The organism is Marinomonas colpomeniae (assembly GCF_014803385.1).
Taxonomy (GTDB): domain Bacteria; phylum Pseudomonadota; class Gammaproteobacteria; order Pseudomonadales; family Marinomonadaceae; genus Marinomonas; species Marinomonas colpomeniae.
In genome coordinates, this window is the sequence record NZ_JACYFC010000003.1 from 186,193 (window position 1) to 199,432 (window position 13,240).

Genomic DNA, 13,240 nt, shown 5'->3' on the forward strand with positions numbered 1-13,240 from the left:
ACAAAAAAATTGTGTTTTTTGTTTGAGACCTGAGCATTATTCGTCTGCATCTTCTTGGATCTTTTTCATCTTCACTTTTAACTGTGGATTCTTTTCTTCAAGGTATTTACGGACACGTTTAATGAATATTTCGTTTTCGTGAGAAGGGACTCCAAGTTGATGTGCGTCTGCCACGTCAACCATAGCTATTTTATCGTGTTCGTTGAATACTTCGATCATCTTTTCAGCCTTCTTATCTGAAAAGCCCAGTGCTTGAAAAGCCGAACGCCCCATACGTAAACTACTATCGTAGTTCTCACGAATAATATCGCGACACCCATAAGACCATAAATCGTATACATGATTGTTGTCGAAGGCTCGAGCAATAACGTGTAAGTCCGGATAGTTCTCCGTCACATATTTAACCAATTTCGTGATTTGCTCAGGATCATCTATTGCGATAATTAACAGTGAAGCTTCATCTATGCCTGCAGCGTGCAATAGGTCAGGGCGTGTGGCATCACCAAAGTAATTTTTCACACCAAAGCGTTCTAATGCCATGAGTCGTTTTACATTGAAGTCAATAACCGTAGAGTTGAAATTTGCTAGACGTAAAATATGATCAATAGTGGTTCCGACTCGTCCAGATCCCGCAATAATAATTTTATTATCGTCTGGAACATCATCAAAATTACTAGAGGGTTGGTCCGCTGCAAATCGAGGTGCGACAACACGATCATAAAGAATGAACAGTAAAGGTGTTAGTAGCATTGAAAGGGCGACAACGAGAAGTAAAACGTCTGCAACTTCCTGTGAGAGTACGGCGTTACTAACCGTGAAAGACAGTAATACAAAACCAAATTCACCTGCTTGAGCCAGACTGAGAGCAAACAACCAACGGTTAGAGCCACGAATATTAAAGATTCGGCCAAGTAATAACAGGGTAAACGCTTTAACCAAAATTAAAGCGACAGTCAGTCCAACGATAAAAAGAAAATCGCTGAACAAGAGTGCAAAGTTAATACCTGCACCCACAGTCATAAAAAACAAGCCAAGTAGCAAACCTTTAAAAGGCGCAATGTCACTTTCTAATTCGTGACGATAAGGGGAGTTAGCTAAAACCACCCCAGCTAAAAAGGTTCCTAATGCAGGCGAAAGTCCAACGAATGACATTAATAGTGTGGTGCCGATAACAAACATCAATGCAGTGGCCGTGAATAACTCTCTCAACTGAGCGACAGCAATGTAGCGGAAAATAGGCGTGGTTAGAAAACTGCCACCAAGTACAACTATGGCAACGGCACCTATGGTGACTAAGGTAACTTGCCAAGATTCTAAGCCAGATAAAAATGAAACTGTCTCTGAGTGGCTTCCTGCTTCTACTGCAGAATGATTTAACGCATCAATAAGCTCAGGGGCTGCTAATAGAGGAATAAACGCCAACATAGGTATAACGACAATGTCTTGAGCGAGTAGCACGGCAAAAGAAGATTGACCACCGTCTGATTTCATCAAGCCTTTTTCTGTTAGTGTTTGAATCACAATAGCAGTGGAGGAGAGCGCCAGTACCAAACCAACCGCAAGGCTTGTTCGCCATTCTTGGTCAAATAAAATGCCCAAGCCCATCACAAATGCAGCGGTAAGAATAACCTGCCCGCCACCCAGTCCAATGAGTTTAGATTTTAATGCCCATAGCTTTTTGGGATTCAATTCTAAGCCAACTAAAAACAACATCAGGACCACGCCTAGTTCGGCGAAATGCTGAAGGGAATTAATGTCTACATCTAAAATTGTTAGTAGTGGGCTGATGATGATACCAGCGAGTAAATAACCCAGTACCGAGCCTAAGCCAAGGCGGGATGCAATAGGAACAGATATGACTCCAGCAACCAGAAAAATAAAGGTTAATAAAAGTGCGTCGGTCATTCGTTTTTGTCCTTAAAGAGGCTATGAAAATCGATAAGTAAGAATCTGATTACAGCTTGTTAATCGCTTGTGAGAATTGGCTAACACTTTCCCAGTTGGTAAATTCAATATTGGTTTTTTTGTCTGTTGGGCCTTTGGTCATCCACATGATAAAGCGAATCATATTACGGTCAAGAAAACCGTATTTTGCATAGTGTAATTTACCTGCAAAAACACCTTGTAAGCTTGGTGTCCATTCTAGTTCAGCCAAAAATTTAATGATGTAAGGATTCGTGTCTGGTTGGCATTTTTCGGGTTTTCTAGCAACTAAATTGACTGTGAAAAATGCACTCGGTTTGCTTTCAAGTAGAGCTTTATTACTGGTAATAAAGTCAGCAACTTGTTTCTGATGTTTGCCATAGCGAATGCTGGCACCGATGACTATTTTGTCATGGGCATTCAACACATTCACACTAGTTTCTTCAATAGACAGCAAAGTGACGCTGCTACCTTGCTGTTCGATATTAGCTTGAATCTTCTGGCTTATTTTTATGGTGTGGCCATCTGTAGTTGAGTAAATAATCAAAGTCTTAGACATAGTGATTCAGGAGTGCTGCCTCAGTGTATTTAGTTCAAAAGAATAGTGTATTCAAGGGAATCGTTGAAAGAGGTTCTTGTTATAAACATTCAAGGAGTTAGTGTCAAAGTTCGTTTCTGTTTGCTTGTTACCCAAAGGAGAATACTTGTAGATAAATGGCTCTTTATTAGAAGGTGTTCTTATTGTTTGCGCCTTTACAATTATTCTACGGTAACTGTTACCTAGCCATGTTGTAAAAACTACCTGATAGATTATTTTTCATAGTCTGGAAAAGATGATGATATTTATTTTATCATTTTATATCAATGGTTTATGTTTATTTAAAGAGTTGGCATAGGCTTAGCATTGTATTTATTGAAATCAATAAACACACAGAAAATACACTGTTTAAATTATTGTATTGAGTACTTGGTAAGCTGGATATATACGAACATACAGTGCCAAGACTTTAGGTCTTAAACGACAATGGAAATTAAATGGAGATTACTACTATGAATATTAAACGTACCCTTTTAAATGCAACTTTGGTTCTTGTTACTGCTGGTACATTGGCCGCTTGTGGTCAAGAATCTGATGACAGCAAAGTAGAAGATGCAATGTCTAGCGCTGGCGATACGGTAGAGCAAACTATGGATAGCGCTGGTGAAGCATTAAATGATGCAGGTAATTCTATTGAAGACACAATGACAGACGCAGGTAATGCAATAGAAGATACTTGTGAAGACATCAAAGAAGGCGTTGACGCTACTGACACAGACTGCTAATCATCGCTTGTTATAAGTGATTACTAGTAAGTGGTTTTCGATTACTGCACTAATCGAAAACCACTATTGATAACCTAGTAGCCAGTAACGGTTTTGCTTTATAACAGGTGAACACTTTCGTACTTATCTAGTTTGTTGTACAGCGTCTTAACACTAATACCAAGCTGATGAGCAGTATCGGTTCTATTGCCATTGTTTTTCTTTAGGGTTTTAAGAATAACAATTTTTTCAATGTCATCTAAACGCATTCCCATTGGGATTCCGGCTGTTTTGTCTTCGTTGGTACGGTTCATTGTATTGATAATGATGTGCTCAGGTTGAATGGTCTCATCAGCCATAATATAAGCTCGTTCGATAGCGTGTTTCAATTCTCGTACATTACCAGGCCAATGATAGTGGTTGATTTTATCGAGGCTGCTGGCGGAGAGTTGTTTGTGTTGTCCATCTTGAGTATTGCGATAGGCTAAAAAGTGTTGGGCGAGACCGCAAGCATCACCTTCTCTGTCTTTTAGATTTGGAACCAATATAGGGAATTGGGCTAAGCGAAAATACAAGTCTTCACGCAAAATCTCATCGCGAATGGCGTCGCTTGGTATACGGTTGGTTGCGGCGATAATGCGTACATTGGCGATTTTTACTTGTGGTGCACCGACAGGTTTGTACTCACCACTTTCGAGCACTCTTAATAATTTGACTTGATGTTCGTAAGGCATTTCGGTGACTTCATCTAAGAAGAGCGTTCCACCTTCAGCTTGTTCAAAAACACCTTGATGATCTTTATGGGCGCCAGTAAAAGCACCTTTAATATGGCCAAATAATTCACTGTCGATTAACTCAGGGCTTAGGGCGCCACAGTTTATGGCAACAAAAGGGCTTTCAGCTCTTTGGCTGAAAACATGCAAAGTATTAGCAATGAGTTCTTTACCCGTGCCGCTTTCGCCAATAATAAGTGCATTGGCTTTGGTAACTGCAACTTTTCGTATCGTTCGGTATAAATGATGCATAGCAGATGAGGAGCCAACTAATAACCCAAATTGATCTAAATAACTGGTTTGCGTACTTGTTTTTGTACCCGTTAAGTATTGAGAGAGATTTAACTCAGCAAACAAATCTTCAAGCGAAGATTCGATCAACTTTAAATTGTACGGAGCACGGTAGTGGAAGCCTGCCCCCTTTTTCATTAAGCGATCTAATATTGGGTCAGGTTCGCCCGTACTAAAGAACAGAAACTCTATTTGATGCAAAGCAGGGCTATTGATTAGCTCCTTCAATGCCGCATCATCTAATGAATTGATTTCGACTAAAGCCACATCACATTTTGTAGTGGTGAGTTGGTCTAGCCAATTTTCGTATTGATGGCTGATATTCAGCTCATATTGTCGAACGCTGTTAAGGGAAAGTAAGTTCGAAGCTAATAATGGATCTTGAACATGCATAAATAGCTTGGGTGAGGTCATTATCGTTTTCCACATGTGATCTTAGAATTTGTAGGCTCATAAGATCACACGCTGGTAGCTTGTTATAGGGTTGGTGAGGTGACTTTTCAGTAAGCACGGTTTTAATCATCCTTATTTGCACAAAGCTGTCTGTATTATGTAGTGAGATATTTAAAGAGTGCGTACTAAAGTTCATGTACTAGACTGTATATGTTTAGGTTGGAGTGTCAGAGTTTCCTAAGAGAAATGTTGAGGCAAATATAATGACGAATAAAAGCTATTTAGGATCAAATATGCGCTGCAAAAAAGAGCCGTATCAGCATCCTGATTCACATATCGTATGTGACATGCTCTCTATGTGTTTTGATGGTAGTTTTGCAAATTCCACTTCTCGTAAGAGAGTCCGAAATACATTAGATCAACAAGTCTTTCAAACCGTATCGCTTCTGTATCGTGGATTAGCAGAGCGCTTACTGACAAGCTTAGGAAAGTTACCACAAGATACAGGCACTATGAATCCTGAGCCTGGCTATATTGCGATTGCGTATTTGTCTGCGCTTAATGCGTCGGATAAGTATTTTTCAAACCGCGTAATGATGGTTAATTGGCAAGTAATAAAACGTATCGGGCGGTTAGTGCATAAACTGGATGATCGTTTGTTTGCTAACATGATTATTGATTATCTAGCTCGAATTCAGGTTGTGCTGGATAGCACTCAAAACCGTCGTAAAGCAGCCAGATTAGTGTAATAAGTAAAAATCAAAATAGGAATTTCGAATTTAAAAAACCTAAGCGTCTCGAGTTTTCTGGACGCTTAGGTTTTTACTAAAAGTATGTATGGAAGGTGGCTCGCGTACAGTAGGACTTGCTATTTCTTACTGCTAATTCGGTAATCTAGAGTACCAATAATAGAGCCTGAATTGTTTTGTGTGTTCACACTAAAGCTGGCACTGTTCTTTTCTTTGTTCGGGTTAACCGTTGCAATCACTTCTTCATTTACAATTAGCTGATAGGTTTCTGAAAATGTAATCAGCAAGTCTTCTGATCTTGGACTTTCAAATAGAATATTATCTTTCAAGCGAATCACACGAGCTTCGCCACGAACCCATTCCCCGACTAACGGTTGAGCCTTATAGGTTGAGTCATCATGAGTAACTGTCGCTTCGGATAAGAAAATACGAATCAAGTCACCCTTGACTGCCATTTTTTGGCGTTCAGCCACTCTTGAGTCTAATGATGCAATATCTGTATTGGTCTTACTGGTATAGCTGCGTATACGTTGCATTGTTGATTCAATTTCTTTTGTACTTTGGTCTGCTGAAATTGTTGTTTTTGGTGGTGCATCAGCGGTGCCTACACGTTTTTTAAGTTCAGTGTAATTGCTTTCAGCAAGCGCTTTTTGTGTATTGTATTGAGTTTCGATATCTTTAAAAGATTCTGCTTTCAACGTTTCAATGTTTTTTGCAGATTCAGCGTTTGCAGAAGCAAGCTCATCTTCAGTCTGAGGTTTTAAATATTGATCTAGAATAGGCATCGAGCAGGCGCTTAACATAAGCGTTGCAAGTAAAAGGCCGGTACGGAATAAAGACATTAAACAGTCCTGTAGTTAAGAAAATGTTAAAAAATAAAGTCAAAGTAAGACAAGTATAAAGTAGTAGGTTAAGTATGCGGTATGGTGGGAATGATGTCGAGCCGCAGGTTTGACCATAACCCACAGTATGCTATTAAAGAAATTGTAAAGATTGAACAATAGCGCCAAATCAGTCTGAGACGCTATTATTCATGACTTTTGTAAGGAGGAAATGCCAAAATAAGACGTATTAATTTTGTGACTGATTCCACAAAATACATTCGTCTAATGTGACGCCTTTGCCTCCAAAAATATCTAACGCACTGCCAATGGTTAAATCAACTTTTCCGTCGGACAATTCATGGACGCGCTTTAGGTCATCTAATGAGCGAGCTCCCCCTGCATAAGTGACGCCAACAGGGCTGCTTTGACCCAGTAAATGCACCAAATCTTCGTCGATACCTGCTTGCAAGCCTTCAACATCCGCAGCGTGAATAAGAAACTCATCACAATGATCGGCTAATTCCATTAGATTTTCATGGTTTACCTGTGTAGAGGTAACGGTTTGCCAGCGATCTGTTGCGATATACCAACCATCGGCTGTACGCCGACAGCTTAAGTCTAATACCAAGCGATCTGTTCCTGTCTCACGTTTGATTTTATCTAAACGATCCCACGAGAACTCACCATTTTTAAACAAGTAAGAGGTAACAATTACGTGAGAAGCCCCAGCTTTTAAATAGCTTTCAGCATTGCTTTGTTTTACACCACCGCCAAACTGTAACCCATTAGGGTAGGTGCGTAGGGCACTCAGTACTTCTTCTTCATTGCCTTTTCCTAAAGCAATAACATGGCCACCAATAAGGCCTTGATCACGATACAGTCCTGCATAATATTCTGCATTGTATTCGCTGATGAAGTTTTCTGTAGCGCCTTTATCATTCAAGCTACCACCTACAATCTGTTTAACCTTGCCTTGATGTAAATCGATACAAGGACGAAACTGAGTCACTAAGCGCTCCTAATGAGTCTAAAAATGAAATGGAAAACCATCTATAAAAAATCATACGAAAATAATCATAACTGAAAAACCAAAAAAGCAATATAGCCCATAAATACCCTAGAAACGATGCCTATAAAGTCAGAGACAAAGTAAACCTATGGCAAGCCTGTTATAATCGGTCGTTCATCTCATAATAGAATTGTAAAACTTTACCTATGTTACAAATTACTGTTGCTGTTTCCATTCCTGATCACGAAATTGAATTAACGGCCATTCGTGCGCAAGGTGCTGGTGGACAAAACGTGAATAAGGTGTCGTCAGCAATCCACCTTAGATTCAACGTAACAAATTCTTCACTGCCAGCATCTTACAAAGAAAGATTGTTAGAACTAAAAGACTCGCGCCTAACGAAAGACGGCGACATAGTGATTAAAGCGCAACAACACAGAACCCAAGAGTTGAATCGTGAAGATGCTTTAGCCCGTCTAAAGGCCTTGATTCAAGATGCCACTCGAATGCAGAAAACACGTCGAGCAACCAAGCCCACACGTTCTTCTCAACGGAAACGGGTAGACCAGAAAAAACAACAAGGTCAGAAAAAAAGCCTAAGGCGTAGTAATTGGGACTAGTTTTATGGAGGGGAAATCAATGATACCGAGCTCTGATGAAATAATAAAAAGCCCTTGTACTCGCCATTGCACGTTAAACGAAGCCGATGTGTGTGTTGGCTGTTTCCGTACGTTAAACGATATCCTAAACTGGCAAGCTTCCAGCAATGAAGAAAAAATAGACATCCTATCTTCCGCTCAACAACGCAAACAAGATTTTAAAGTTTAATCTTCCAGTATTCCTGATTTTTCCATCACAAAGTCAATCCCCGTTGCTCGATACTGTCGTTTGGCCTCGCTCGTGAAATTGACTTTGTTCTACGGTATCCTCTTTAGTTTTAACAATTAGGTATGGTTCCAGTTGTCTGGATCATCTGAATTATTGGGCGATAGACCAATAATGTCATCAACTGTATTAACTCCTAAACCAAGCACCGTTCGGTTGGCATAAGAAAAGTAACTGACCACTTGATTTATTTCTAATATTTCACCGTCATCAATGCCTGCTTCTTGTAATGCCGTAACATCGTCACGCACCATATTCGCTGGTGTCATTGTCAACTTTCTGGCGTAGTGCATAATCGCCAACTGTGAACCCTCGAAGGCTTCTTGTGGTGCATCATGAATGATAGCTTCTTTAATCTTCTCACTGCGTTCATCATTTTTTAATAGACGCTTCATGCCTGCAAAATGATGCTCGAAACAATAATGACAGCCATTAAGATGGCTGACATACACACCACAGGCTTCCAGTAACCACTTATCCGTTTTATTGCCCGAATGATGAATGACGTTTTTATAAATCGCCATATGACCTTCCATGCTGTGCGGTCTAAGGCTGTGAGCCAGCATGATGTTATCGACGTTGTTATCAGGGCCTTTCACACGGTCATAGAGTTTTTTTAGTTTTCCAGTTGCCGCTTCATAAGCAACAGTATTTATCCACGTCATGATTCATCCTATTTTAAAGTGGGTTAATGGATTGAATAAAACCATACATCAATGAGGGTTCGTTGTGACAGTAAATATTCACGCTACAGACATCACTAAGTAAAAAGTCATTCGTGTCAAAGTCTGCGACACCTTCATTGTCAGTATCTTTAAAAAAAGACGGCTGGAACTAGATTTTATAAAATCTCTTATAAAGTTTAACGAATAACTCTGATGAATAGTTATACTAAATTATTAGTAATAAAAATCACTAAATTAGGATGGCATATCAGAATTGACACTGTTTTATTATTATCGCATTATAAAAATAATTATTAGAAAAAATATGGCTAGAATAGAATGAAAAAATTATTACTTCTTTTAATATTGCTTCCGAAAATAGTATTGGCTTCTTCTTCAGTAGATTGTATTAATATGACTGCTCACTTCAACTATGCTGATGAAGGTAAGGCTGTTGATTTTGATAATATCAATTGGGAAAAATCGATTCCTGTTTGTGAAAAAGCTGCTAAAGATGACCCCAATAATTTCAAAGTCTTGTACGGTCTTGGCCGCTCTTATGACAAGAAAACCGTAGATACTGATTCTGAAGAATATCGTGAGTTATTTTATTCATATTATAAAAGAAGTTATGAACTAGGCTTTAAACATGCAGCTTATGTTCTTGCAATGTATTATATAGATGATGAAAACTGGGATGAAGTCGACTATTGGCTAGACCTGAGTATGCAAACTGGTAAGATTTTAGCAATAAATGAAAAAGCAATTTTATTATTTAGTTCTAATAATAATTACCCTAGGAAAGACTTTGGTAAAGCTGTCGAGTTGTTAAAAAGAGTCAGTGATAGTGGTAATGCCTATGTAAACTACAATCTAGGGCAGTTACATTATTTTGATAAATATGGCCTTGTAGATTACAAAGTGGCGAGAAAGTATTTTGAAAAAGCTGCCAATCTAGGTTCTGCGGACAGTAATAATATATTGGGTAATATATATCATCATGGATTTGGTGTACCTGTAGACGATAAAAAGGCCACAGATTACTTCTTATTAGCAAAAAAAATGGGTGAAACCTCTGAGTTTTATGATCAGGAATTAATTCAAAGTTCAATGAATGTGTGGCGTTCGTCAACGACAAAAGAAGGTTTTAAGTATTATGATATTTCAATTAATACATTAAGAGATCTTGCGAAAAAAGGTAATTCTCAATCATTGACGTTTCTTCAACAACAAAGAATAGGTCTCGATGTAGAGAATTATCCCCTAGATTATTTTATGGTAAAAAATCAAGGGGATAAGTTCATAAAGGTATTACATGAAAATATTGAGGCTTATTTCAACTCAGGGTCTATAAAAAATTTATCAATGGCATCAGATGCACTTGGTGATTATGCTGATCTCATGATAAAAAATGGTGTGTACAGTGAAGCTATATCGCTTCTTGAACGTTTAAATAGCAGTGATACTGACCTTTCTACTGATACCATAAAATATTATTTATCACGTATTTATACAAATCTATATATAGATTATAGAAAAAACTCTGATGCTGAAAAAGCAATGTTTTTTGCACTTCCTATTAATAACAAGGATATCAAAAATTCTCTTATTTTCACCATTTCTGATTATATGAATAATGCAGATAACTTTGATTCAATTTTGGTGTCCGCCTTAAAGAAAAACAGAGTAGCAGTGCTGGATGATCATTTAAATCGTTATGAGAATGCGTTGAAGAGAGGCATGAACGATTTAGCTCAATTGTATATAGATGATTCGTCAATCAGCATAAATGCCCAGCGTAGTGTTGACGGAGTTAGTATGTTGCATTTAGCTGTTTGGCATGGAAATTTTGATATAGTTAAATACTTAGTTGAAGAAGGAGCTGATATTAATCTAGCAGACCATGAAGATGATACCGCCTTAGATTATGCCTTACATAAAGAAGACTATTTACTTATTGGTTATTTGTCAGATGAAGGTGCGTATTAAACCTCATAATGTGTTAGAAATGTGACACCTGCACTTATGGTTTTACAGGTATTTTTTTTCAGTTATTAAAATGAAATTTTACTCAGTACTGAGTAACTAATGAAGCTGCGAGCAAGGTGAGATCTAAGGAGTGATTTATCTTTTATTTCGGAAAAACGCCTTAACAACAATAAAGCTGCGCGTTTTATATATTCCTTACCACTAAATAATCTTATTTAGTGGCTTTTACGTATTCTATTTTGGGCGGCTATTTTCTTTTTCTAAGCTATTTGCTTCAAGCCTTCTGTTTCCTGCTTTCGGATGAGATGATTCAATCAAGGCTTCTAAGTGAGCTCGAGGTATTAACTCATTCATTCAAGTTAGGAAGGTTTCTGTAAGTGTTTTAGGGCGTTTATTGTTGAGTTCGCATTCGGACTTGAATTCAAGGGCAAGTTGATGTGACATGATGAGACTCGAAGATTAAGGATGAATTATCTCGTGAGTGGGGCTTATTCGCATGTTCCTTAGACGATATCTTCAACTGTTAAAACTCTACGAACGAGTAAAAGGCTGACCTAGTACAAAATGCCATGGAACGAAAACCTCCGTAGTTTTTATAACAAGGTTTATCTTTCGCTCTATTTTTTACTCTAGCATTAGTATTCTTCCTATATATTTTCGATTCTTTTTTCCTGCTTATTTCTTTCACTCCCTTTATCTTGATCTAACGCAATGTTTTCGAATCAAACTGCACTCATAATCTGACCTTATAGTAGCCTCAAGTCGTTTGAGGCTTCGGTGGACGTTAGATAATAAGAACACTCAAGAAAGGGAAGTGTCTGCAAGCGTCTTTTTTCCAGTCAAATGAATGGGTTGAAGTCATATGATTAACGAAGCTGTAGTGGAATTATCGCGGTTTCAGTTTGCTCTAACGGTTATGTACCACTATTTGTTCGTCCCTTTAACTCTTGGGATGGCGTTCTTACTTGCAATCATGGAATCGGTTTATGTGATTACTGGCAAGCAAGTCTACAAAGACATGGTGAAGTTTTGGGGCAAATTGTTTGGTATTAACTTTGCGTTAGGTGTGACGACTGGTTTGACGATGGAGTTCCAGTTCGGAACAAACTGGTCTTACTATTCTCACTATGTAGGCGATATTTTTGGTGCACCTTTGGCCATCGAAGGTTTGATGGCTTTCTTCCTGGAATCGACACTCGTTGGTTTGTTCTTTTTTGGTTGGGATCGATTAAGCAAAGTAAAGCATTTGATGGTGACATGGGGTGTAGCGCTAGGCTCTAATTTATCTGCCTTGTGGATTTTGATTGCCAATGGCTGGATGCAAAATCCAGTAGGTTCAGAATTCAACTACGAAACCATGCGTATGGAATTAGTAGATTTTGGTGCCTTGATTCTTAATCCAGTAGCTCAGGTGAAATTTGTTCACACTGTGTCTGCGGGTTACACAACAGGTGCCATGTTCGTTCTGGTTATTTCAAGCTACTACTTATTGAAAGGCCGCGATCTTGCGTTTGCTCGCCGTTCTTTTGCCATTGCTTCTGCGTTTGGTTTAGCGTCTATCTTGAGTGTTATCCTTTTGGGTGATGAATCAGGTTACGAGCTAGGCGAAGTTCAAAAAGTGAAATTGGCAGCGATAGAAGCTGAATGGGAAACTCAGGAAGCGCCTGCAGATTTCACCTTGATTGGCTTTCCAAACCAAGAGCTGGAAGAAACCGAATATGCGATCAAAATTCCCGGGTTGATGGGGTTAATAGCAACACGTTCCCTCGACACAGAAGTGGAAGGTATTCAGGAGCTGAAAGCACATAATCGCCAACGTATTATCAATGGTATTTATGCGAATCAGTTACTTGAAAAATTGCGTAATGGTTCAACTGATCCAATCGTTAAAGAAAACTTCGAGAAAGTAAAAGACGATCTTGGCTACGGTTTGTTAGTCACTGCTTTTAATGAAGACATTAACCGAGTCTCTTCAGAAGACATCGACATGGCCGTGGAATACTCGATTCCACAAGTTGCGCCTTTGTTCTTTGCTTTCCGTATCATGGTGGGTTGTGGTTTCGTTATGCTGTTTGTTTTCGCTGCGGCGTTTTACCAAAATGCGCGTCGTCGTATCGGACAAAGTCCATTGTTTCTTAAATTCATCGTTATCTGCTTACCACTTCCTTGGATTGCCAATGAAGCGGGTTGGTTCGTCGCTGAATATGGTCGTCAACCGTGGGCGATTGGTGAAATTTTACCAGTGCACGTTGCAGTATCTAGCTTAACAGCCACTGAAATCTGGATAACAATCATTGGCTTCACTGTCTTGTATACAGCGTTCTTGATCGCTGAAATGTACTTGATGATTCGTTTTGCGAAGCAGGGACCTTCTAGCTTGCACACCGGTCGTTATGCACTTGAACAAGAAACTGCTCAGTTAAAGCAGGAGGTATAA

At 38.9% G+C, this 13,240-nt stretch carries 12 protein-coding genes; 6 read left to right on the top strand and 6 right to left on the bottom strand.

Annotated elements, in window-relative coordinates:
• Window positions 1–36: 36 nt before the first annotated feature.
• Both IF202_RS10215 and hemG read right to left on the bottom strand, forming a co-directional pair.
• Window positions 37–1,905, bottom strand: coding sequence for a cation:proton antiporter domain-containing protein (locus tag IF202_RS10215; protein ID WP_191594801.1), 1,869 nt, complete (start codon window positions 1,903–1,905; stop codon window positions 37–39).
• 49 nt (window positions 1,906–1,954) lie between these two features.
• Complete coding sequence (gene hemG, locus IF202_RS10220) at window positions 1,955–2,482, bottom strand: menaquinone-dependent protoporphyrinogen IX dehydrogenase (protein WP_191594802.1); 528 nt, start codon at window positions 2,480–2,482, stop codon at window positions 1,955–1,957.
• 491 nt (window positions 2,483–2,973) lie between these two features.
• Between hemG and IF202_RS10225 the strand changes: the two genes are divergently transcribed.
• Complete coding sequence (locus IF202_RS10225) at window positions 2,974–3,246, top strand: hypothetical protein (protein WP_191594803.1); 273 nt, start codon at window positions 2,974–2,976, stop codon at window positions 3,244–3,246.
• Window positions 3,247–3,344: 98 nt separating this feature from the next.
• Here IF202_RS10225 and IF202_RS10230 read toward each other — a convergent pair whose 3' ends face one another.
• Window positions 3,345–4,703 carry a sigma-54 interaction domain-containing protein gene (locus tag IF202_RS10230; protein WP_191594804.1) on the bottom strand — a complete coding sequence of 453 codons (1,359 nt, stop codon included), beginning with the start codon at window positions 4,701–4,703 and terminating at the stop codon, window positions 3,345–3,347.
• Between the two features lie 242 nt (window positions 4,704–4,945).
• Between IF202_RS10230 and IF202_RS10235 the strand changes: the two genes are divergently transcribed.
• Window positions 4,946–5,431, top strand: a complete 486-nt coding sequence (locus IF202_RS10235) for a hypothetical protein (RefSeq protein WP_191594805.1) — start codon at window positions 4,946–4,948, stop codon at window positions 5,429–5,431.
• Window positions 5,432–5,550: 119 nt separating this feature from the next.
• Here the strand turns inward: IF202_RS10235 and IF202_RS10240 are convergent, their stop codons facing one another.
• Together IF202_RS10240 and hisA are read right to left on the bottom strand one after the other, a co-directional pair.
• On the bottom strand, window positions 5,551–6,273 hold the full coding sequence (locus IF202_RS10240; RefSeq protein ID WP_191594806.1) for a hypothetical protein: 723 nt from the start codon (window positions 6,271–6,273) through the stop codon (window positions 5,551–5,553).
• 229 nt (window positions 6,274–6,502) lie between these two features.
• Window positions 6,503–7,264 carry a phosphoribosylformimino-5-aminoimidazole carboxamide ribotide isomerase gene (gene hisA / locus IF202_RS10245; RefSeq protein ID WP_191594807.1) on the bottom strand — a complete coding sequence of 254 codons (762 nt, stop codon included), beginning with the start codon at window positions 7,262–7,264 and terminating at the stop codon, window positions 6,503–6,505.
• Between the two features lie 206 nt (window positions 7,265–7,470).
• Here hisA and arfB point away from each other — a divergent pair, with 206 nt between their 5' ends.
• Together arfB and IF202_RS10255 are read left to right on the top strand one after the other, a co-directional pair.
• Window positions 7,471–7,884 (top strand): alternative ribosome rescue aminoacyl-tRNA hydrolase ArfB, encoded by a 414-nt coding sequence (gene arfB / locus IF202_RS10250; protein ID WP_191594808.1) that lies wholly within the window; start codon window positions 7,471–7,473, stop codon window positions 7,882–7,884.
• 19 nt (window positions 7,885–7,903) lie between these two features.
• Window positions 7,904–8,092, top strand: coding sequence for a DUF1289 domain-containing protein (locus IF202_RS10255; protein ID WP_191594809.1), 189 nt, complete (start codon window positions 7,904–7,906; stop codon window positions 8,090–8,092).
• A gap of 116 nt (window positions 8,093–8,208) precedes the next feature.
• Here the strand turns inward: IF202_RS10255 and IF202_RS10260 are convergent, their stop codons facing one another.
• Window positions 8,209–8,814 (bottom strand): carboxymuconolactone decarboxylase family protein, encoded by a 606-nt coding sequence (locus IF202_RS10260; protein WP_191594810.1) that lies wholly within the window; start codon window positions 8,812–8,814, stop codon window positions 8,209–8,211.
• A 339-nt stretch (window positions 8,815–9,153) separates the two neighbouring features.
• Here IF202_RS10260 and IF202_RS10265 point away from each other — a divergent pair, with 339 nt between their 5' ends.
• Together IF202_RS10265 and IF202_RS10270 are read left to right on the top strand one after the other, a co-directional pair.
• A complete protein-coding gene (locus tag IF202_RS10265) occupies window positions 9,154–10,803 on the top strand; it encodes an ankyrin repeat domain-containing protein (RefSeq protein WP_191594811.1) in 1,650 nt (549 codons plus the stop codon).
• An 862-nt stretch (window positions 10,804–11,665) separates the two neighbouring features.
• Window positions 11,666–13,240, top strand: a complete 1,575-nt coding sequence (locus tag IF202_RS10270; RefSeq protein WP_191594812.1) for a cytochrome ubiquinol oxidase subunit I — start codon at window positions 11,666–11,668, stop codon at window positions 13,238–13,240.